Genomic DNA, 19,795 nt, shown 5'->3' with positions numbered 1-19,795 from the left:
GCTTCGTTCGTCCGGCGCGCCCGTCATCCGCGCGCTTCGGTAACGCGGCGCCTACCCTGGTTGGACCGCATCTGCACGCTGGTGTTGCGAGCAAATGCGGTGCCCGGGACAAATCTCGATGGGATGAGTGCGCGCCGCAGCGGCGCACCGGCGGCGGCTCAGACGCTGAAGCGATTGAGCGTATACGCGCGATAGGCGGCGACGAACGCGTCGAACGAGCCGACTTCGTCGCGCTCGAGTTGCGCCTGCTCCGCGAGTGACTCGCGCGCGAGCGTTTCGAACTCCGCCGTGGCCTCGGCGTCGAGCGGACGCGCGAGGAATTGCGCTGCGTGGCGCTCGCTTTGTGCGCGTGCAAATTGCAGGAAGGACTGCTTGTTATCGCGCATGGCTTGCAGCACGCGCGCCGATGGCGTGAGCGACGGGTCGGCCAGCTTCGCGCGCTGTGTCGCGAGCGATCGCGTGTGTTCGTCGCTGCCGTGCGCCGCGTCGAGTACGGCGGCTGCGTGGCCGATCTTCTCGAACAGCGCTTCGGCCCACTCGTGCATCGGCACGTCCTTGCCGTCGCGCTTGAGCGCGAGACCCGGGCGGCGCCCTTCCTTCGTCACCAGGCCAAAGTTTTCATTCGATTCGGCATAGGCGTCGGCAGGCAGGAAAGGGCTTTCATCGAGCGCGCAGGCGAGCAGGTAGGCGTCGAGAAACCGTGCGGTCTCGAGCGAAATGCCGGTTGGCTCGAACGGGTCGATGTCCATGCAGCGCACCTCGACGTACTGCACGCCGCGCGCGGCAAGGGCATGCAGAGGCCGCTCGCCCGGATGCGTCACGCGCTTGGGGCGGATCGTTGAGTAGAACTCGTTCTCGATCTGCAGCACGTTCGTGTTGATCTGCACCCACTCGCCGTCGCGATGCGTGCCGATCGCCTCGTAGGGCGGATACGGCTGGCTCACGGCCTGCGCGAGCGCGTCGAGATAGCCTGCCAGCGTGTCGTAGTCGGCGCGCAAGGCGGACTGGCCCGTCGTGTTCGAGTAGCCGAGATCGCTCATGCGCAGGCTCGTCGCATACGGTAGATAGAGCGTGTCGGCGTCGAACGTTTCGAGCTTGTGCTCGCGGCCGCGCAGGAAGCGCGCGTCGAGCGCGGGCGAGGCGCCGAACAGGTACATGAGCAGCCAGTTCGTGCGGCGAAAATTGCGGATCAGCGCGAGGTAGCGCTCCGATTGATAGTCAGTGAGCGAGGCCGTGGACTGATGATGCGCATGCAGCACGCGCCACACCTCGTCGCTCAGCGAGTAGTTGTAGTGGATGCCGGCAATGCACTGCATCGTGCGGCCGTAGCGCAGCGCGAGGCCCATGCGGTACACGTACTTGAGGCGGCCGATATTCGAGTTGCCATAGCGCGCGATGGGGATGCCGTCGTCGGTGTCGGGCAGGAGGCCCGGCATCGATTCGTTCCAGAGCATCTCGCCGTCACGCGCGAGTACCGCATAGACGTAGCGGTGCAGCTCGTCGAGTTGCGCGAGCGTGATCGAGGCATCGGGCTCGGCAGGCGTGATGATCTCGATCAGCGCTTCCGAATAGTCGGTGGTCAGCGACGGATGCGTGAGCGCCGAACCGAGCGCTGCCGCGTGCGGCGTCATGGCGAGACGGCCGTCGCGCGTCACGCGCAGGCTCTCCTTCTCGATGCCGCGCAGGCCGCGCGTGAGCGCGCCGCGATGTGGCCCGTCGCCCAGCACGGAAAGGCGCTGTGCGAGAACGTCGTTCGTGCGTGTAGAGGTCGTGTCTGACATTGAGGCAAGTCGGGCTCGGGCCGGCGGCGCAGTGCTGTGCGGCGCGCGCTCGCCGGCCGGGATTCTTTTCGGTAGCGGGCACTTTAACATCTCGCCGAAAGACCTGCTTGGGCCTGCCTCGGGCGGGGTTTTGGCCCGTCGGCGCGCGCTTCTCGCGGTGATGGCGCGCCTTTCCGGCGCTGCCCTAGCCGCCGCGCGCCGCGCCCGCGCGATCGGCAATTTCGTTCCACAAATGCATGGCCGCGTATGCGCGCCAGGGGCTCCATGTGTCAGTGCGGGCGCGCTGTTGGGTCGCGCGCACGAGCGCCGGGTCACGCGCCGCGATGGCCTGCATCAGCACGAGATCGGTCGCGGGCCACGCGTTCGCATCGCGCCACGCGCGCATCGCGACGTATTCCACGGTCCACGGTCCGATGCCGGGCAACGCGAGCAGTCCCGCGCGCATGGTGTCGAGATCGGCGGGTTCCGGTGCGATCGCGTCGATTTGTCTGCTTTGACGCGTGCCGCGCGGCTTCTCCTGATCGTTCTGCGCGTAGTCGCGTTCGATGATCACCGCGCCGCTCGCCACGGCCTGCGCGAAGCCCTGCAGCGCGGCGACGCGCTTGCCCGGCATGCCGATGCCCGCGAGATCGGCGGCGGCGAGCGCGGCGGGCGTGGGAAAGCGCCACGCAGTGCGCGCGTGCGCATGGTCGTCGATGCGCTTGCCCACGCGTTCGACGAGGCGCCCGATGATCGTCGTCGCCGCTTTCACGCTGACCTGCTGGCCGACGATCGCGCGCACCACGAGCTCGAAGCCAGACCACGCGCCCGGTACGCGCAGCCCCGGCACGGCTGTGACGAGCGGCGCGAGCCACGGGTCGCTGCGCAGATGCGCGGCGACGGCGGCGGGATCGGCCTGCAGGTCGAACATGCGCGAGAGCGGCGCGGCGAGCGCCGCCGCATGCGCGCTCACGGGTCCGTCGATCTGCACGACGAGGCAATGCTTGCGCGCGTGACGGCGCACGGCGAGCGTGCCGCTCGCGCCATTGAAATCGATCGCGCGCAGCCACGCGCCGTCCTCCACCGCTTCGACGCCCGGTGTGGCGCGCCCGCTGAAGAAGCGCAGCACGCGGGGCCAGTCGTAGGGCGCGCGAAACGGCAGCTCGAGTGTGGCGCTGTGCGTCGGCGCGCTGGTTTGTGCTTCGGTTTGCGAGGCGATGGCGCTCAAGTGGCGGTCTCCGGCGCGTCGGCGCGGTTCGGGGCCGAACGGCTGCTTTTCGGGTTTTTCGCACCGTTTTGCGCACCTTGCGATGCGCGTGCTTCGCTGTCGAGCAGCGCCGCCTTGCGCTCGAGCCCCCAGCGATAACCGGCGAGCGAGCCGCCCTTCTGCACGACGCGATGGCACGGAATCGCCAGCGCCACCGGATTCGACGCGCACGCACTCGCCACGGCCCGCACCGCGCGCGGCGCGCCGAGCGTTTCGGCGATCTGCGAGTAGCTGCGCGTCTCGCCGTAGGGAATGCGCTGGAGTGCGTCCCAGACGCGCTGCTGGAACGCCGTCGCGGCAATGTCGAGCGGCAGATCGAAACGCTCGCGCCGGCCGTGCAGATACGCGTCGATCTGCGCGGCAAACGGCGCGATCGCGGCCTTGTCCTCGATGCACTGCGCGTTCGCGAAATCGGCCGTGAGTGCGGCGGTGAGTGTCGCGGCATCGTCGCCGAACGCGATCCGGCAAATGCCCTTTTCTGTTGCCGCGATGAGCACGAAGCCGATCGGCGTGGGCGTGGCGGCGTAGTGGATCGTCAGCCCCGCGCCCTTGCGGCGATAGGCGGAAGGCGCCATGCCGAGCTCGCCCGGCACGCTGTGATAGAGCCGCGACGACGAACCGAAACCGGCGTCGGCGCTTGCGCGCGTGACGTCGGCGCCCTCGCCGAGCGCGTCGCGCAGCACGGCCCCGCGCCGCGCCGCCTGGTATTGGCGTGGCGAGACGCCCAGTACGCGCTTGAAGAGCCGTTGCAGGTGAAACGGGCTCAGGTGCACGGCTTCGCCGAGCTGCGCGAGCGTGAGCCGCTCTTGCGGGTCGGCGTCCAGCGCCGCACAGGCGCGCCGCACGATTTCCAGCTCGCGCGGCAGGCCGCCCGGGCGGCAGCGCTTGCATTCGCGATAGCCGGCGGCGCGCGCGTCGTCGGCCTCGGCAAAGAATTCGATGTTCTCGCGCCGCGGCAGCCGCGACGCGCACGACGGGCGGCAGAACACGCCGGTAGTGCGCACGGCGTAGAAGAACGCGCCGTCGGCGCGGGCGTCGCGCGACGTGACGGCTTGCCAGCGGTCGGCGTCGTTCGTCCACTCGCTGTCTGGCGTCTGGCTCGGTTTGGCGGGTTTCATCGCTGGTTTCATTGCAGGGACGGCGCTCATTTGAGGCTCCTCGAAGTGCCTGTCTGTATGCCCTTACTCTAACTTCGCGTACGGACGACGGCGCGCCGGATCTTGCGCTTTCATTGCGGTCGACATGGGCCGTGAAGGCGCGCCTGATCGCGTACTTTTATGGCCTTCGGTGAATCCCTGGTGGCGTCTCGCCGATTCCCGTGCGACAAAATGACAACTTTGCGGGTTTTCCCTTAAAAAGTTGTTGCGTCGCGACAGCCGACTCGGTATAGTCGTTCCTGTCTCCTCCATGTCTCCTCCTGATATGGATTAAGCCCGCTCACTGCAGCGGGCTTTTTTTCGTCCCGCGTTTCCCCGGCCGCAGCGCCCAAAGCTATTTTCCGCCGGTTCCCACTGTTCTGCTGCCGCCCTGCTGCGGCCGATTCCGGTTGGCGCGGCTCGGTGAAATGCGCGCCTTCTGCGCAGCCCCGCGTCCACAGGTTCATCATGAGAATCCCAGCACGACCTTGAGGACGCCATGCGGATCCAGATTCGCGAGATCGATCACGTCGTTATCCAGGCCGCCGACATGGCCGCCATGACGCGTTTCTATTGCGAAGTACTCGGTTGCGAGCCGGAGCGTGAACAGCGCGATCTCGGCCTCGTGCAGTTGCGCGCGGGACGCTCGCTGATCGATCTCGTGACGATCGGCGGCCCGCTCGACCGGGGTTCCGGCGCAGCGCCTGCCGGCGCGACCGGCAACATGGATCATCTTTGTCTGCGCGTGGAGCCGTTCGACGCCGAGGCGCTCACGTCGCATCTGACGCAGCATGGCGCGCGTCCCGGCCATGCCGTCGAGCGCTATGGGGCGGAGGGTTTGGGGCCGTCGCTGTATCTTTTCGACCCGGAAGGCAACATGGTGGAACTCAAGGGGCCGCCGCACGCTTAAGGGCGCGCAGCCTGCTTTCAGACGTTCTCGGGCGCCTTGAACACGCTCCATTCGACAGCCACTGGCTCAGCACTCGAATTGCCGATCCACGCCGCGCCGTCCTGCACCGTGCATTGCAGGCGCATGGTGCGCTCGGCCAGCGCGCCGAGCGACGCGGCAACGCCCTCGCCCAACGACCAGACCGTCACGTTGCGCAGGCGTTCGACCTTGTTGCGCACGCCTTGCCACCAGATGTCGGAGGTGCGCCCGCCGTAGGCGATCACGATGACCTCGCCTGCACGCCCGCTCGCCTTGGCAATGCGGCGCTCGTCGGGCTGCCCGACCTCGATCCACGTTTCGATCGCGCCCGTATAGTCCTTGCGCCAGAGATCGGGCTCGTCCGTATCGGAGAGTCCCTTGCAGAATTCGAGCCGCTCGCCCGCAAACAGCGCGAACGCCGCGATGCGGACCATCATGCGGTCGTCGGTTTCGGACGGATGGCGCGCGATCGTGAGCGCATGGTCGGCGTAATAGTGCCGGTCCATGTCCGCGATCTGCAGTTCTGCCTTGTAAATGGTCGATTTGAGTGCCATACCGAATTCCGGTCGCGCGAAAGCCGCACATGATAGCGAAGTTTCTAGCAAGCCATGTGCCGGTCGAGTGGACGCGCAGCGCGCGTCGAGGCGTCGCGCGACGCAATGCGGATGGTCTGACGAGAAAGTGACGGGGATTTGACAGCGGCGCGCGACGCGCGTGCGTCGGGCCGTGTCGAGCGGCGCGTTGGGAGAGACGGCCTTACTGCTTGATGAAGCGGTCCGTGGTCCAGAGGCCTTGCTGGTCGCCATTCGCCGCGTTGACGAATTCGACGTCGTGGCCCACCACCTGTACGACGCGGAACGACTGGTTGTCGGGTGTGGACAGACACTGGAATCCCGTGAAGTATTCCTGCATCTGCTGATGCTCGCCGGCCTGCTCGTGAAGCGCGACGGCGTCGAGCTTGTCTTTCGTGAGGCACCCATAGGAGCCCGGCTTGAGCTGCACCGTTTGCTGCGGCTTGACGCTCACATCCTGAGCCTGAACCGCGACGACGCAAGCCAGGCTGGCAGCCGCGACGACGATACCGGATAGCCTTTTCATGATTGCCTCCTGCGGGTCTCTACTCAGGTTAGCTATGTATTTAACTCTCATGCCTCACCCGCGTCTTTAAACATAGAAAACTGCCGAAAGACTGCAAGCCCGACTTGTGTGCGCTCGCAACAGCCGTGGAGGCTTGCAGCATGACGTCGAGCACCGCTTTCCCATCGAGCCTGGCGCTGAGGGGCGTCCAGCAGCACTTCGAAGCATCGATTACATCGTCCTGCGCCTTATCCAACAAGGCGCGGGCGGTTATAGCCAGGATACGAAAATCGAATCCGCTTTTGATTTAAACGATTTAATAGATCGCCGCGCGCCCATGACGCATTGCACCTAAAGTCGCGCGAGCGCCCATCGGGCGCGCGCTCATTAATGGATTGGCGACAGAATAAAAAGGATGCCAGGCGCTCCATGAGGCTCGCGAAACGAAGCCGCGCGCCGCGCTTGCATACGGCAAAAGTTCGTGGATAAATCGGGCTTCCCAATGGAGGAACCCCATGACTTTCGCTCACTGGCTACCGTTCGCGATCGCGTCGGCCATTCTCGTTGCGATTCCCGGCCCCACCGTGCTGCTGGTCGTTTCCTACGCGCTTGGCCACGGCCGCCGTTACGCGCTCGCAACCACGGCCGGCGTCGCGCTCGGCGACTTCACGGCGATGACCGCTTCCATGCTCGGACTCGGCGTGATCCTCGCGGCATCCGCCACGCTGTTCTCGGTGCTCAAATGGATTGGCGCCGCCTATCTGATCTATCTGGGCGTGAAGCTCTGGCGCGCGCCCGTCGGCGTTGGCGACGCACCGGACACCTCCGAGACGCGCACCGGCCGCATCTTCGCGCATGCCTACGCGGTTACCGCGCTCAACCCGAAGAGCATCATTTTCTTCGTCGCCTTCGTGCCGCAGTTCATCGATCCGCATGCGGCCATGACATCGCAGATCGTCGTGTTCGAAGCCACCTTCCTCGTGCTCGCGACGCTCAACGCGCTCGTCTATGCGCTGCTCGCAGCGGCCGCGCGCAAGGTCGTGCGCAGCCCGCGCGTGCAGCGCGTCGTCAATCGTACGGGCGGCACGCTGCTCATCGGCGCCGGGCTCTTTGCCGCCGCGTGGAAAAAGGCGGCGGCATAAGCGGCGCATGCGGATCGACGGCGACCGGGATGCGGGGCCCACCCCGAGCCCCGCGAATCGGGCTGTGAACGGGCACGCAGGCTGCTCAGCGCGGGTTGTGATGGTTGGCGAACATTGTTTTCAAGCTTCGGTGCGCGCCCAATGTGCAAACTGTCGCGTCTTGGCTACAATGCAATTGCAAACCGCTTGACAACCAGGAGGTAATCGTGATCGAGCACGTAATACTGGGCGCGTTTCTGGTGATTCCCCTTGTCATTGTCGTCTTCCTGTTTTCCGACGAAATCCTCGAGGAGCATCGACAGCGCGTAGAAGCGGGAGACGGACATCATATGGACTGGCGTCATCCGCTACGCAGCCTTCTGCATCACTGAGCGGGAGCACGCATCGCGCGGATGAACACGCCGAAGCACACATGGGTGGCACTCGTGGATTTCGAGTTCTCCTGGATCGTACTTCGTCGCCTTGTTCGTGCTGATGGTGCTGTCCGTCGCGCTCACCCTTCTCTGTCCGTCTGCCGGGCAGCGCGGTAGCACGCCGCACACGCACGAGGCAGACGCGCACGGCGAGCACGCACGCTGACGGGAATCACTCCCGGCCAGCGCGCGCTGGCAAGCCACACCTCCGTAATTCAGCGTTACCACTTGCAGCACCTGTATCCAGCAATCAGGCTGACAATCGCTCGCATGTTTTCAAAGGTTCTCAGGGAGAACGACATGCGAAAGATGGCAGCCGTTTTGGTGCTGGGGGGGTGTGCGGTGGCGGCCGGCCCCGCGAGCGCGCACGATCATGGCGGTGACGTCGTGGGTGCGCTGGTTGGCGGCGCGTTGATTGGCGCCGCAGTGGGCGCCGTGCTCAACAGCGGCCCGGCGGTGGCCTACCCGGCTCAGCCGGCCTATGTGCAGCCTGCGCCCGTGTATGCCGAGCCGGCGCCGGTCTATGCCGCCTCTCCGGCCGGCGCGGCGTGTTACGACCAGTATTCGGGCCGCTACGTGCCCTGCGCGCCAGCCCAGCCCGCGCCGCCTCCGCCGCAATATGACGACGGCTACGCGCAACCCGGCTACGGACAACAGCCGGTTTATGCTCAGCCTGGCAGCGGCTGGTAATGCTTGAAGCGGCGCACGCCACGGCGCGCCGCCCATCACTTCGGTGGTTCCCCGCGTCTAGCTCGTCTGCTCGACGGGCGTCACGCTCAGGTTGAGCCGCTGCGTCAAGCGGATCACACCGATTTCCACTGTGCGATCAATGCGCGAAACGTCGAAGAGACGCTGCAGCGTGTCGATACCGTCGACCGGCACGCCGTCGATCGTCACGATCGTGTCGTCCACGCGCAGGCCGCCGAGCGCAGCGGGACTGCCCTTGACGATCTCCATCACCCGCACGCCGGTCGTCGCGCTCAGGCTGAAGTAGCGCTGCACCTTGCGTGCGATCGGCACCGTGGTGCCGGCAATGCCGATATAGGCGCGCCGCACCCGGCCGTGTGCGAAGAGCTGCGTGATGACCCACTTTGCCGTGTCGATGGCCGTGGCGAAGCAGATGGCCTGCGCGCCCGGAATGATTGCGGTATTCACGCCGATCACCTGACCCGCCGAATTGATGAGCGGACCGCCCGAGTTGCCCGGATTGAGCGCGGCGTCGGTCTGGATCACGTCGTAGATCATGCGGCCGGATTCCGAACGCAGCGAGCGCCCGAGCGCAGACACCACGCCCGTCGTCACCGTTTGCGCGAGGCCGAGCGGGCCGCCTACGGCGATGGCGATCTGCCCGACGCGCAGGCCCGCCGAGTCGCCGAGCTGCGCGTGCGGCAGCGCCTCCGCCGCGCCGATACGCAGCACGGCGAGATCCGTGCTCGGGTCGTCGCCGACAAGGTCGGCGCTTTGTGTCGTGCCGTCCGCGAGCGTCACGCTCAGCTTGCTTGCGCCATGCACGACGTGGCTGTTCGTCAGCAAATAGCCGTCCGGCGTGAACAGGAAGCCCGAGCCGCTACCGCCGCGCGCAGGCGCCTGGCCCGATGCGCGGCGCTCGACGGCAATATGCGCGACGGCGGGCTGCACGCGCTCCAGCGCGCCGATCACGGTCCGCGAATAGGCGTCGAGGAGCACGTCGTCATCGAAGCCCGGGCGCTGGCCCGCGCCGTCGGAAGGGACGCCGCGAGCCAGATCGTCAATGAAGGAAGGTCGTCTGCCCACGATCTGAATCTCCGAAAAAGTGGGCTCTACATGCAGGGGGCGCGCGACGTTTTCAAGAGCGGGCGCCGGGCCGGCCGAATCGTCAAGCTCTTGACTGCGGCTGCCAGCCCGCTGGCGAGCGCTTCGCAAAAGAAAAAAGCCCGCTCGCGCGGGCTAATCCATGCTCGGGTGACATGGCGAGGTTAAGCGGGAATTCGCGGCGCCGGGCGCTCGCGAAGCAAACTCGGGAGTCAGGCGGCCAGCGCCTCGCGCACCGCCGCGCCGGTCGCGGCCCGACGCGCTTCGAGCTCGACCATGAGCGCGTCGACCGTGCGGAACTGGGACGGCGTAATCTGGGCGAGGTCGAGCAGCGTGCAAAGGCGCTTGTACCAGTAATCGAATGAAAAGACGGCCGGCGTCGTGCCGGCGGATAACGAGGGAGCCGTCGCGCGCATGATATGCGCGATCTCTTCGTCGATGAATCTCATGAGTGCCCCCGTGCGCTGGTCCAACGCCTCGTTGTCTTGTGAAGACGTGTCTCGCCACTTTAGTTCGGCGGCGGCGCGTGTCCAGCTATCACATCGGATAGGTCAAGCTCAAAGGTCGGACGTCAACCTTTCAGACGGCTTGTTACGGTCCCCTTAACGTCGCCAGCCGCGGCCGTAATAGCCGCCCACGCCAACCCCGATATCCACCGAAGGCGCCGCATAGTAGCCCGGCGCGTAGCCGTAGGCCGGCGCAGGCGCGTACGCGTAAGGCGGCGCCACCACACAACCCGTGAGGCCGGCCGACAAGCCAGCCAGAGCAATAATGCAGAAGAGTGTTTTCATCGTCGTTCTCCTATGCCACTGATTGTCGACGAGCCACGATGCGGCAAGGGTTTGGAAAAGCAACGATGTGTGTCCACAAATTACAGCCGCACGCAGCGGGCGCTGGGCGTTCGTGGAGGCAGAGAAGGGCGCGTTAGCGAGCACAAGCGTTGAAGCCAGCACAAAACAATCGCCCGCTAGTGGGATTCTTTATTGATCGCACTACGAATTAAAGACCCGGCAGTTAACTCGTAGTGCGCAGAGATGAGGCTGAACAAGCTTCGCTTTTGAACAGCGTCGCCAGTTTGATCGACGGTCGCTGGAAAAAGCGCCCAGGCCCGAAGGCCCGAGCGAAGCCGTCGCGTCAACGACGGCGGAGGTATTCGTTTAGCTATGCGAAACGCCTGCGCGGGATCATCGCGGGTGTTTTAGCAGTATCGCCTTGTTACGGATGGTTATACATCGCGTTCCAGTCGGCCTTCGGCACCGCCGGGCGGCCTGCATCCGAGTTGCCCGCTGCCACGCCGCCATAGCCGCTCGTTGCGCCGTTCGCGGCGGCTACCTTGGCTTCGGCTGCGAGAAGATCGTCGGGGTAGTGCGGGTCCGCTCCTGCGCCCGGATGCCAACCCGCCTTCGCGAGCTGTTCGAGCTCGGCGCGCACCTGGGCGCGCGTGACGGGCGCATTCGATTGCGCGAACGATGCCATTGGCACCACGAGTGCAACGGCTACGGCTACGGTCTGGATCAGGGACTTCATGCTAACTACCTCCTTTGGCTTTTGATTCGGTGCGACAACGTGTCTGCATCCGATGAGCGAAAGTCTAGGAGGATTGCCGCCGAGGGTTAACCCTCGGCCTTCGAAGGGATTGTTCCAGGCTGGAGAAGAATGGGGCGGGGCTGGGCGCGCTTGCGGGTTACTTCCCGATACAAAACCGGCTGAAAATCACGCCCAGCAGGTCATCGGACGTGAATTCGCCGGTGATCGAATTCAGCGATTCCTGCGCGAGCCGCAGCTCTTCGGCGAACAGATCGAGCAATTGCGAATTCTGGTCGGCGTGCGCTGCCGCCTGCGCGAGATGCTCGCGCGCCGCGCGCAGCGCGATGAGATGCCGCTCGCGCGCGAGATAGACGCTCTGCGCATCCGCCTGCCAGCCCGCAATGCGCAGCAACTCGGCGCGCAGCAGCCCAACACCGTCGCCCTGTTTCGCCGAAAGACGCAACTCGCACACTTCGCTGCCGTTGCCGGCACGACGCTGCGCCACTTCTGGCGGCACGCCGGTCAGGTCGGTCTTGTTGAGCACGCGCACGACCGGCACACCGGCGGGAAAGCGCGCGGCGATCACCTCGTCTTCGGCGTTCATGCCCGTGCGCGCATCGAGCAGATGCAGCACCACGTCTGCGCGGCCGATCTCGCTCCACGTGCGCTCGATGCCGATCTTTTCGACCTCGTCCTCGGTGTCGCGCAAACCTGCCGTGTCGATCACATGCAGCGGAATGCCCTCGACCTGGATGGTCTGGGAAATCTTGTCGCGCGTGGTGCCGGCAACGGGTGTCACGATCGCGAGCTCCGCGCCTGCCAGCGCGTTCAGCAGCGACGACTTGCCCACGTTGGGTTGTCCCGCGAGCACGACCGAAAGGCCCTCGCGCAGCAGCGCGCCCTGGCGCGCTTCGGAGAGCACGTGGTCGAGTTGCGCGCGAATGCGTGCGAGCTTGCCGCGGGCGTCCGCGGCCTCGAGGAAGTCGATCTCTTCCTCGGGGAAATCAAGCGTCGCCTCCACGAGCATGCGCAGCGTCACGACGTCGTCCACGAGCGCGTGGATGTCGCGCGAGAACGCGCCGTCGAGCGAGCGGCCCGCCGAACGCGCCGCCGCCTCGGTGCTCGCCTCGATCAGGTCGGCCACGGCTTCCGCCTGGGCCAGATCGAGTTTGTCGTTGAGGAACGCGCGTCGCGTAAATTCGCCAGGTTCCGCGAGGCGTAGCCCGAACTCGCGGCCGGCCTCGATGCAGCGCTGCAAAACGAGTTGCAGCACGATCGGGCCGCCGTGGCCCTGCAGTTCGAGCACGTGCTCGCCGGTGTACGAATGCGGCGCGGGGAACGACAGCGCGATACCGCGATCGAGCACCGTGCCGGCGCCGTCGAGGAACGGCACATAGCTCGCGTGGCGCGCAACCAGGTCCTGGCCCGTGAGGGCCTGCATCAACGCAGCGGTCGCCCCCGCGCCGGCGCGGCCGGCCGACACGCGCACGACACCAATCCCGCCGCGTCCGGGCGCGGTAGCAATGGCGACGATGGGATCGGAATCGGTGGCGAGCATGATGGGCGTGGACCGTAGGGCAGGACTGGAATCGGGATGGAGTGCGGGGACTCACTGCGGTCTTGCAAGCACTCGCAAAACGCGAGGCATTGTAACGCGCCGGACAGAGCGTTTTCGACTGGACACCCAGCTAAGAGCCGTCTCGTTTTATCTTAATTTAGCTAAGATTAGTCTTTAAGGAATTCTGTCGGATTTCAGATAATTCAGGCGCTGGATCTCGCCAACATCGTGCCACACGGGAATTCATGGGAGATCTCGACCGAAGTCATACGGCAACCAGAAGCAGGTGAATTATTGCTTTTATACGTTAAATGTAGCCTAACTGGTTGTCATCTTCGGCAATTTCTGGTTGCACAATCTGGCCCATGCCGACCACCAACGAAAAAGCCGCTTTTGCCGAACGTCTCAGATTCGCCATGAAGCGCGCGCCCGAAAAGCTACGCGGCAGCACCGACCTGGCGAACCGGTTCAATCTGCGCCATCACGGCGAGCATCCGGTTTCGCCGCAAACCGCTCACAAGTGGCTGAGCGGTCGCACCATTCCCACGCAGGACAAGCTGGAGACGCTGGCGAAATGGTTCGACGTGGACATCCACTGGCTGCACTACGGGCCTCCGGGCAATGCCGGCTCTGGCGTGCCGAGGCCGCGCAAGCCTGACGGCAAATATCCGGTTTCCGAGGAAACGCTCGAACTGGCCTCGAAGATCGAATCGCTCAGCGCCCATCACCGCTATCTCGTGCAAGAACTGGTCGCCCAATTCTACGGCGACGCCGAGAAGAACTAACGCGCACACACGAACGCTGCGCTCTGCGCCGTCAAGGAAATGGCGGTCCGATAACGCAAAAAGCCGTCCGGTTCGCACCGGACGGCTTTTTTTCGAGCCTGGATTCAGGCGGCGGCATCACTGCCGCCCCGGCACTCAGGCGGGCTTCTTCTTGCCCTTACCCATCATGCGCGTGATGTAGTACTGCTGCGCGATCGACAGCACGTTGTTCACGACGTAGTACAGCACGAGGCCGGCCGGGAAGAAGAAGAACATGACCGAGAACGCGATCGGCATGAACATCATCATCTTCGCCTGGACGGGGTCCGGCGGCGTCGGGTTGAGCTTGGTCTGCACGAACATCGAGACGGCCATCAGCACCGGCAGGATGAAGAACGGGTCCTGCTGCGAGAGGTCGTGAATCCAGAGAATCCACGGCGCACCACGCATTTCCACCGACGAGAGCAGCACCCAGTACAGCGAAATGAACACCGGGATCTGGATCACCACCGGCAGGCAGCCGCCGAACGGATTCACCTTCTCCGTCTTGTAGAGCTCCATGAGCGCCGCGTTCATCTTCTGCGGGTCGCTCTTGAAGCGCTCGCGCAGCGCCTGCATGCGCGGCGTGATTTCCTTCATGCGCGCCATCGACTTGTAGCTGGCGGCGGAGAGCGGGAAGAACACGGCCTTGATGAGCAGCGTGAGCAGCACGATCGACCAGCCCCAGTTGCCCACGTAACCGTGGATCTTCTCGAGCAGCCAGAAGAGCGGCTTGGCGATGATCGTCACCCAGCCGTAGTCTTTCACGAGCTCCAGGCCCGGCGCGACGCCTTCGAGCATGCGCTCTTCCTGGGGACCTGCGAAGAGGCGTGCCTGCACGGTATTCGTCGCACCGGGTGCGATCGTGCCGAGCGGCTGCTTCATGCCCACGCGATAGAGCGAGTTGTCGAACTTCTCGACGTAGATGCTGCGCTTGACGCCTTGCTGCGGAATCCACGCGGTCGCGAAGTAGTGCTGCACCATCGCGATCCAGCCGTTATCGGCCTGGGTCACGAAGTCGGCCTTGTTCTTGTCGATGTCGCCGAACGTGATCTTCTGGAAGTGATGCTCGTTCGAGTACACCGCCGGCCCGATGAAGGTGTGCGAGAAGCGCGGCGTTTCGACCGGCTGGCTGTCACGCACGATTTCCATGTAGAGCGTGGGCGAAACCGGCGCGCCGCTGACGTTCTGCACCTTCCAGTCCACGCCGATCACGTAGCTGCCGCGCGTGAACGTGTAGGTCTTGGTGACCTTCACGCCGCCTTTCTCGGGCGACTGCAGCGCGATCTGGAAGGAGTTGGCGTCGCCGGTCAGCTCGCGCGGGCCTTCGGCTGCCGTGAACACGTCGTTGTGGTTCGGGAAGTCGCCGCCGAGCAGGCCGGTGCGCGCGAGGTACGTGTGGTCGTTCGTGTGGTCGAACAACGTGATGTACTGGTCGGGACCCTTGCCGTCGGCGCTTTCCTTCACGAGCGAAAGCTTCACGAGCGTGCCGCCGCGCGTGTCGATCACGCCGTCGTAGACGTCGGTGCGAAAGTGAACGAGCTGTGCTGCGGCTGCAGCCGGCTGGGCGGTGTTCGTCGGCGCCTGGCCCGCGGCGGCAGCGGCCGTCGGCAGGTCGGACGCGCCGTTGGCGGCGCTAGCCGGCGCAGGGCCGCTCGAGGCGGATTGCGTCTGCGTTTGCGTCGCGTTCGGGAAGAACATCGACTGGCGTCCATGGTCGCGCTGCCAGTTGTCGTACAGCATGACAGCTGACATGAAGAAGATGACCCATAGGACGGTGCGTTTGATATCCATGCGTTGTCTCAGTGTCGATGGAATGGCGCGTCAGCGCTTTTTCGGAGATGCAGGCGGGACGAGATCGACGCCGCCCGCCGAAAACGGATGGCAGCGGCACAGTCGCCGCGCGGCGAGGTAAGTCCCACGCGCGGCGCCATGATACTGGATTGCCTCGCGTGCGTAATCCGAACAGGAAGGATAAAAACGGCACCGGCTGCCGAGGAGGGGACTCACGGCAAGCTTGTAGAAACGCAGCAGTGCGATCAATACCGTTTGCATGGCGTTGCGGCCTGGCTGCGCCGCGTTCGATGACGAACCACGTGCCGCTTGCGCGGCGGCTACGTCGGATATGCCGGACTCGCGCGCCCCGCTCATGATGCGCGGGTCTTGCTCTCGTCCGGCGGCAAATCTTTACCGGCCTGGGCCTGCGCCGGTTCCCCGGCTGCCTGCTCACTTGGTGCCGCAGCCTGCGTTGCGCAAGGGGTGCGCGCAGATGTCGCAGGCGCAGCGCCGCCACGCCGCGTGACTTCGCGCGCGGCCTTTTCGAGCAGCGTTTCGATCTCGCCGCGGCACAAAGCTTTGAGCCCCGGCGAAGACGCGCCCGGCAGCGCCTTGCGGTCGAACTTCGTATGCAGGCGCAGCAGCAGGTCGAACCCTTCGAACTGCGCCCGGCGCACACGAAACGCTTCACGGGCAATGCGGCGCACCAGGTTGCGCGTGACCGCGCGCGGTGCGTACTTCTTGCCGATCACGAGCCCGAGCCGCGCCTCGTTGCCGGTGGGCCGGCCGTACACGACGAAGTGCTCGGTGCGGCGCCAGGGGCGCAAACGAAAAACGGATGAGAACTCATCCGTTTTCAGTAGCCTTGCGGCTTTCGGAAAAGCGGCTTGCGTTCGCGACGGCATGACGCCCCGATCAGTTACCAGGTTCGTCCTGTTCGCCGTGCTCGCGAGCGGGCCGCTACCCGTGATTTCGCTGATAGCGATGCTGCCCGACTTAGACGGCGAGGCGCTTGCGACCCTTCGCACGGCGTGCGTTGATCACTTTGCGGCCACCAGCGGTCTTCATGCGCACGCGGAAACCGTGGGTACGCTTGCGACGGGTAACGGAAGGTTGGAAAGTACGTTTCATGTTGCTCTCACTGTTGAGTTATGACCGCGGCGAGCATCGCGGAAAAAGGCAATGGCCGGTGGTACTAGGGATTGGTTTTCGAGGAACCCGCTATTTAAGCCGGTTTTTCGTTGGCCGTCAATAGCTTAGGCGATCGAACCTTCTCGAACGGCAGCGCAGCGCCTGCATCGGCCGTGGTGAGGGCACGAACGAGCGTGCGTTGATCCGTCCCTGTGGATAACTTCCTGGTGAGGGGATTTCGGCGTTAGAATCTCGCCTATCCCAAGAATCCTGCATGCCGCTCCGGCCCGCCTGCTTGCCGCAAGACCTTTGCCGCGCGGGCTTCCGGAGCCATTGCCGTCGCCTCGTCAGGGCCTCGTCGCATCCGTGCGACAAGAGCGGGGCGACCGCAACGCATGCAAACAAAACGACCACAGCAACTCGATGAACGAATTCTGGCAACACTGTTCCGCACTACTGGAGCGTGAGCTAACGCCCCAGCAGTACGTGACGTGGATTAAACCGTTGGCCCCGGTTGCCTTCGATGCTGCGGCGAACACGCTGCAGATAGCCGCTCCCAACCGTTTCAAGCTCGACTGGGTCAAGAGCCAGTTCTCGGGCCGGATCACCGATCTGGCGCGCGACTTCTGGCAGACCCCCGTCGACGTGCAGTTCGTCCTCGACCCGAAGGCGGGCATGCGCGCGCCTCACGTCGCACCGGCGCCCGCCGCCGCGTCGCGCGCGCCGCTGGCTACCGCGCCGGCGTCCGCATCGGTCATGAGCGCAGCCGCCGCGCCGCAGCCGGCCGCCGTGACGGGCGGGACGGGACTCGCGGGCATGGTGCATGCCGCGTCGGCCGCCGCCGCGCAGGCCACGGCCGATGACGCCGCCGACCTCGATCTGCCCAGCCTCGACGCCAACGAAGCCGCCGCCGGCCGCCGCACATGGCGTCCGGGCCAGGGCGCGGCTGCGGCCGCTTCGAGCGGCGAGCCGGACCCGACCTACGAGCGCTCGAAGCTCAACCCGGTGCTCACGTTCGACAACTTCGTGACGGGCAAGGCGAACCAGCTCGCGCGCGCGGCCGCCATCCAGGTCGCCGACAACCCCGGGATCTCGTATAACCCGCTGTTCCTCTACGGCGGCGTGGGCCTTGGCAAGACCCACTTGATCCACGCGATCGGCAACCAGCTCCTGCTCGACAAGCCGGGCGCGCGTATCCGCTACATCCACGCAGAACAGTATGTGTCCGACGTGGTGAAGGCCTACCAGCGCAAGGCATTCGACGACTTCAAGCGTTACTACCACTCGCTCGACCTGCTGCTGATCGACGATATTCAGTTCTTCTCGGGCAAGTCGCGCACGCAGGAAGAGTTCTTCTATGCGTTCGAGGCGCTCGTGGCCAACAAGGCGCAGGTGATCATCACGAGCGATACGTATCCGAAGGAAATCTCGGGTATCGACGACCGTCTGATCTCGCGCTTCGACTCGGGCCTGACCGTGGCGATCGAGCCGCCGGAGCTCGAAATGCGGGTGGCCATTCTGATGCGCAAGGCGCAATCGGAAGGCGTGAGCCTGAACGAGGACGTGGCGTTCTTCGTCGCGAAGCACCTGCGCTCGAACGTGCGCGAACTCGAAGGCGCGCTGCGCAAGATCCTCGCGTATTCGAAGTTCCACGGCCGCGAGATCTCGATCGAGCTGACCAAGGAAGCGCTCAAGGACCTGCTGACGGTGCAGAACCGCCAGATTTCGGTCGAAAACATCCAGAAGACGGTGGCGGACTTCTACAGCATCAAGGTCGCCGACATGTATTCGAAGAAGCGCCCGGCGAACATCGCGCGCCCGCGCCAGATCGCCATGTATCTGGCCAAGGAGCTCACGCAGAAGAGCCTGCCGGAAATCGGCGAGTTGTTCGGCGGCCGCGACCACACCACGGTGCTGCACGCCGTGCGCAAGATCGCCGACGAACGCACCAAGGACGCCCAGCTCAATCACGAGCTGCACGTGCTCGAGCAGACGCTGAAGGGGTAAGACGCATCAGGCGGCAGCGCAATGGCCGGGCGGACGTCGATCCCGAAAGGTTTGCCCTGTTTATTTCGCGGATCGCCCCCAATTTAGGGAAGTGGTCCGTTTTCAGGCACAATATGGGTTTAACCGCCCGGCGGTCCGGGGCGGGAACCACCGCCGCGGCCTGTGCCGCATTAACCGCCTGAGCGGCGCCAAAGCCGCGTGACTTTCGTGGGGTCACGTCGGCAAAACCGGCGCCAGGCGGGCGCGCAGTCCGTCACATCAACGAAGGAACTCTATGCAACTGGTCAAGACCGAACGCGATAACCTGCTGAGGCCGCTGCAAACGGTGAGCGGCATTGTCGAACGCCGCCATACGTTGCCGATCCTCGCCAATCTGCTGATCACCAAAACCGGTTCCGACGTCTCGTTCCTGTCGACCGACCTCGAGTTGCAGATCACCACGACCGCCGACTTCGGCGTCGGCAACGACCAGGTGGCCACGACCGTCGCCGCACGCAAGCTGCTCGACATCCTGCGCGCGATGCCCGACGGCCAGGTCACGCTCACGCTCGCGGACAAGCGCCTCACGGTGCAGTCGGGCAAGAGCCGCTTCGCCCTGCAAACGCTCGCCGCGGACGAGTTCCCCACGGTGGCGCAGGCCAAGGACTTCGGCGCGAACCTCGCGGTGCCGCAGAAGACGTTCCGCCAGTTGCTCGGCATGGTGTATTTCGCCATGGCGCAGCAGGACATCCGTTACTACCTGAACGGCATGCTGCTCGTCGTGGACGGCGACCAGCTCATGGCAGTCGCCACCGACGGCCATCGCCTCGCGTTCTCCTCGATGAAGATCGAAGGCTCGTTCGCGCGCCAGGAAGTCATCATCCCGCGCAAGACCATTCTCGAACTCCAGCGCCTGCTCGAAGACATCGACGACGTGCTGAAGATCGACATCGGTTCGACCCAGGTCAAGTTCACGTTCGGCCAGGTCGAGCTCGTCTCGAAGCTCGTGGAAGGCAAGTTCCCCGACTTCCAGCGCGTGATCCCGAAGGCGCACAAGAACACCTTCCAGATCGGCCGCGAAGAACTGCAACGCTCGCTCCAGCGCGCGGCGATTCTCACGTCCGACAAGTTCAAGGGCGTGCGCTGCATCATCGAGCCGGGCCAGCTCAAGATCATGTCGACCAACGCCGACCAGGAAGAGGCGCAGGAAGAGCTGGAAATCGCCTACCAGGGCGACACCATCGACATCGGGTTCAACGTCACGTATCTGCTCGACGTACTCGCGAACCTGAAGGTCGACACGCTGGAAGTGAGCCTCGGCGACGCCAGCTCCAGCGCACTCATCACGATTCCCGAGAACGAGGAATTCAAGTACGTGGTGATGCCGATGCGCATCTAAAAAGCGCGACAGAAGAAGAACACCAGGGGGCGCTGCGCCCCTTTGGCGTTTTTATGGCTTTTTGAAAAAGTCTCGAGCAGTAACACAGGCAGTACGCAGAA

20 protein-coding genes and 1 pseudogene are annotated in these 19,795 nt (G+C 64.8%); 7 read left to right on the top strand and 14 right to left on the bottom strand.

What is annotated here, in order from left to right; translation table 11 throughout:
* Positions 1-158: 158 nt before the first annotated feature.
* The 3 genes from gshA to ada all read right to left on the bottom strand — a co-directional run bounded on the left by gshA (position 159) and on the right by ada (position 4,145).
* A complete protein-coding gene (gene gshA, locus AB4Y43_RS23370) occupies positions 159-1,781 on the bottom strand; it encodes a glutamate--cysteine ligase (protein WP_342949145.1) in 1,623 nt (540 codons plus the stop codon).
* 184 nt (positions 1,782-1,965) lie between these two features.
* The gene (locus AB4Y43_RS23365; protein WP_368728896.1) at positions 1,966-2,979 is read right to left on the bottom strand and encodes a DNA-3-methyladenine glycosylase; all 1,014 of its coding nucleotides are present in this window, start codon (positions 2,977-2,979) and stop codon (positions 1,966-1,968) included.
* Between the two features lie 5 nt (positions 2,980-2,984).
* Entirely contained in the window at positions 2,985-4,145 is a 1,161-nt protein-coding gene (gene ada, locus AB4Y43_RS23360; protein ID WP_368728893.1) for a bifunctional DNA-binding transcriptional regulator/O6-methylguanine-DNA methyltransferase Ada, read from the bottom strand.
* Positions 4,146-4,662: 517 nt separating this feature from the next.
* Here ada and AB4Y43_RS23355 point away from each other — a divergent pair.
* The gene (locus AB4Y43_RS23355; protein ID WP_368728892.1) at positions 4,663-5,073 is read left to right on the top strand and encodes a VOC family protein; all 411 of its coding nucleotides are present in this window, start codon (positions 4,663-4,665) and stop codon (positions 5,071-5,073) included.
* 17 nt (positions 5,074-5,090) lie between these two features.
* Here AB4Y43_RS23355 and AB4Y43_RS23350 read toward each other — a convergent pair whose 3' ends face one another.
* Entirely contained in the window at positions 5,091-5,645 is a 555-nt protein-coding gene (locus AB4Y43_RS23350; RefSeq protein WP_069264536.1) for a YaeQ family protein, read from the bottom strand.
* A 202-nt stretch (positions 5,646-5,847) separates the two neighbouring features.
* A complete protein-coding gene (gene sap1 / locus AB4Y43_RS23345; protein ID WP_368603750.1) occupies positions 5,848-6,189 on the bottom strand; it encodes a surface attachment protein Sap1 in 342 nt (113 codons plus the stop codon).
* Between the two features lie 494 nt (positions 6,190-6,683).
* Between sap1 and AB4Y43_RS23340 the strand changes: the two genes are divergently transcribed.
* From AB4Y43_RS23340 to AB4Y43_RS23330, 3 genes are all read left to right on the top strand, one after another.
* Positions 6,684-7,310, top strand: coding sequence for a LysE family translocator (locus AB4Y43_RS23340; RefSeq protein WP_342949142.1), 627 nt, complete (start codon positions 6,684-6,686; stop codon positions 7,308-7,310).
* A gap of 206 nt (positions 7,311-7,516) precedes the next feature.
* Positions 7,517-7,681, top strand: coding sequence for a hypothetical protein (locus tag AB4Y43_RS23335; RefSeq protein ID WP_176732878.1), 165 nt, complete (start codon positions 7,517-7,519; stop codon positions 7,679-7,681).
* A 351-nt stretch (positions 7,682-8,032) separates the two neighbouring features.
* On the top strand, positions 8,033-8,413 hold the full coding sequence (locus AB4Y43_RS23330) for an ecotin precursor (protein ID WP_368618571.1): 381 nt from the start codon (positions 8,033-8,035) through the stop codon (positions 8,411-8,413).
* Between the two features lie 57 nt (positions 8,414-8,470).
* Here the strand turns inward: AB4Y43_RS23330 and AB4Y43_RS23325 are convergent, their stop codons facing one another.
* The 5 genes from AB4Y43_RS23325 to mnmE form a co-directional block, all read right to left on the bottom strand.
* Positions 8,471-9,475, bottom strand: coding sequence for a S1C family serine protease (locus AB4Y43_RS23325; RefSeq protein ID WP_368728895.1), 1,005 nt, complete (start codon positions 9,473-9,475; stop codon positions 8,471-8,473).
* Positions 9,476-9,726: 251 nt separating this feature from the next.
* The gene (locus AB4Y43_RS23320) at positions 9,727-9,963 is read right to left on the bottom strand and encodes a hypothetical protein (RefSeq protein ID WP_069264550.1); all 237 of its coding nucleotides are present in this window, start codon (positions 9,961-9,963) and stop codon (positions 9,727-9,729) included.
* Between the two features lie 153 nt (positions 9,964-10,116).
* On the bottom strand, positions 10,117-10,305 hold the full coding sequence (locus AB4Y43_RS23315; protein ID WP_368728891.1) for a hypothetical protein: 189 nt from the start codon (positions 10,303-10,305) through the stop codon (positions 10,117-10,119).
* A 424-nt stretch (positions 10,306-10,729) separates the two neighbouring features.
* On the bottom strand, positions 10,730-11,041 hold the full coding sequence (locus AB4Y43_RS23310; protein WP_069264556.1) for a DUF4148 domain-containing protein: 312 nt from the start codon (positions 11,039-11,041) through the stop codon (positions 10,730-10,732).
* 157 nt (positions 11,042-11,198) lie between these two features.
* Positions 11,199-12,599 carry a tRNA uridine-5-carboxymethylaminomethyl(34) synthesis GTPase MnmE gene (mnmE, locus tag AB4Y43_RS23305; RefSeq protein WP_368728890.1) on the bottom strand — a complete coding sequence of 467 codons (1,401 nt, stop codon included), beginning with the start codon at positions 12,597-12,599 and terminating at the stop codon, positions 11,199-11,201.
* 365 nt (positions 12,600-12,964) lie between these two features.
* Here mnmE and AB4Y43_RS23300 point away from each other — a divergent pair, with 365 nt between their 5' ends.
* Positions 12,965-13,384: a helix-turn-helix transcriptional regulator gene (locus tag AB4Y43_RS23300; RefSeq protein WP_069264560.1), complete on the top strand. Its 420-nt coding sequence runs from the start codon at positions 12,965-12,967 to the stop codon at positions 13,382-13,384.
* Between the two features lie 135 nt (positions 13,385-13,519).
* Here the strand turns inward: AB4Y43_RS23300 and yidC are convergent, their stop codons facing one another.
* The 4 genes and pseudogenes from yidC to rpmH all read right to left on the bottom strand — a co-directional run bounded on the left by yidC (position 13,520) and on the right by rpmH (position 16,309).
* The gene (gene yidC / locus AB4Y43_RS23295) at positions 13,520-15,196 is read right to left on the bottom strand and encodes a membrane protein insertase YidC (RefSeq protein ID WP_368728889.1); all 1,677 of its coding nucleotides are present in this window, start codon (positions 15,194-15,196) and stop codon (positions 13,520-13,522) included.
* Between the two features lie 30 nt (positions 15,197-15,226).
* Entirely contained in the window at positions 15,227-15,457 is a 231-nt protein-coding gene (gene yidD, locus AB4Y43_RS23290) for a membrane protein insertion efficiency factor YidD (RefSeq protein WP_028203242.1), read from the bottom strand.
* A gap of 203 nt (positions 15,458-15,660) precedes the next feature.
* Positions 15,661-16,083: pseudogene (rnpA, locus tag AB4Y43_RS23285) on the bottom strand (ribonuclease P protein component); the annotation flags it as partial.
* A 91-nt stretch (positions 16,084-16,174) separates the two neighbouring features.
* Complete coding sequence (gene rpmH / locus AB4Y43_RS23280) at positions 16,175-16,309, bottom strand: 50S ribosomal protein L34 (RefSeq protein ID WP_026120950.1); 135 nt, start codon at positions 16,307-16,309, stop codon at positions 16,175-16,177.
* Between the two features lie 423 nt (positions 16,310-16,732).
* Here rpmH and dnaA point away from each other — a divergent pair, with 423 nt between their 5' ends.
* Together dnaA and dnaN are read left to right on the top strand one after the other, a co-directional pair.
* Positions 16,733-18,316, top strand: a complete 1,584-nt coding sequence (dnaA, locus tag AB4Y43_RS23275; RefSeq protein ID WP_342949137.1) for a chromosomal replication initiator protein DnaA — start codon at positions 16,733-16,735, stop codon at positions 18,314-18,316.
* Between the two features lie 274 nt (positions 18,317-18,590).
* Entirely contained in the window at positions 18,591-19,694 is a 1,104-nt protein-coding gene (gene dnaN, locus AB4Y43_RS23270) for a DNA polymerase III subunit beta (protein ID WP_028203240.1), read from the top strand.
* The last annotated feature ends 101 nt before the right edge of the window (positions 19,695-19,795 follow it).

Origin of the sequence: Paraburkholderia sp. BR10872, assembly GCF_040965835.1 — a bacterium.
GTDB classification, from domain to species: Bacteria; Pseudomonadota; Gammaproteobacteria; order Burkholderiales; family Burkholderiaceae; genus Paraburkholderia; species Paraburkholderia nodosa_A.
This window is presented reverse-complemented; position numbering and strand designations above follow the sequence as displayed.

What these genes read in the sequence shown, in the direction of transcription:
- gshA (WP_342949145.1), bottom strand. Translation starts at nt 1,781, where the DNA reads ATGTCAGACACGACCTCTACACGCACGAACGACGTTCTCGCACAGCGC.
- ada (WP_368728893.1), bottom strand. Translation starts at nt 4,145, where the DNA reads ATGAAACCCGCCAAACCGAGCCAGACGCCAGACAGCGAGTGGACGAAC.
- AB4Y43_RS23355 (WP_368728892.1), top strand. Translation starts at nt 4,663, where the DNA reads ATGCGGATCCAGATTCGCGAGATCGATCACGTCGTTATCCAGGCCGCC.
- AB4Y43_RS23350 (WP_069264536.1), bottom strand. Translation starts at nt 5,645, where the DNA reads ATGGCACTCAAATCGACCATTTACAAGGCAGAACTGCAGATCGCGGAC.
- sap1 (WP_368603750.1), bottom strand. Translation starts at nt 6,189, where the DNA reads ATGAAAAGGCTATCCGGTATCGTCGTCGCGGCTGCCAGCCTGGCTTGC.
- AB4Y43_RS23340 (WP_342949142.1), top strand. Translation starts at nt 6,684, where the DNA reads ATGACTTTCGCTCACTGGCTACCGTTCGCGATCGCGTCGGCCATTCTC.
- AB4Y43_RS23330 (WP_368618571.1), top strand. Translation starts at nt 8,033, where the DNA reads ATGGCAGCCGTTTTGGTGCTGGGGGGGTGTGCGGTGGCGGCCGGCCCC.
- AB4Y43_RS23320 (WP_069264550.1), bottom strand. Translation starts at nt 9,963, where the DNA reads ATGAGATTCATCGACGAAGAGATCGCGCATATCATGCGCGCGACGGCT.
- AB4Y43_RS23315 (WP_368728891.1), bottom strand. Translation starts at nt 10,305, where the DNA reads ATGAAAACACTCTTCTGCATTATTGCTCTGGCTGGCTTGTCGGCCGGC.
- AB4Y43_RS23310 (WP_069264556.1), bottom strand. Translation starts at nt 11,041, where the DNA reads ATGAAGTCCCTGATCCAGACCGTAGCCGTAGCCGTTGCACTCGTGGTG.
- mnmE (WP_368728890.1), bottom strand. Translation starts at nt 12,599, where the DNA reads ATGCTCGCCACCGATTCCGATCCCATCGTCGCCATTGCTACCGCGCCC.
- AB4Y43_RS23300 (WP_069264560.1), top strand. Translation starts at nt 12,965, where the DNA reads ATGCCGACCACCAACGAAAAAGCCGCTTTTGCCGAACGTCTCAGATTC.
- yidC (WP_368728889.1), bottom strand. Translation starts at nt 15,196, where the DNA reads ATGGATATCAAACGCACCGTCCTATGGGTCATCTTCTTCATGTCAGCT.
- yidD (WP_028203242.1), bottom strand. Translation starts at nt 15,457, where the DNA reads ATGCAAACGGTATTGATCGCACTGCTGCGTTTCTACAAGCTTGCCGTG.
- rpmH (WP_026120950.1), bottom strand. Translation starts at nt 16,309, where the DNA reads ATGAAACGTACTTTCCAACCTTCCGTTACCCGTCGCAAGCGTACCCAC.
- dnaA (WP_342949137.1), top strand. Translation starts at nt 16,733, where the DNA reads ATGAACGAATTCTGGCAACACTGTTCCGCACTACTGGAGCGTGAGCTA.
- dnaN (WP_028203240.1), top strand. Translation starts at nt 18,591, where the DNA reads ATGCAACTGGTCAAGACCGAACGCGATAACCTGCTGAGGCCGCTGCAA.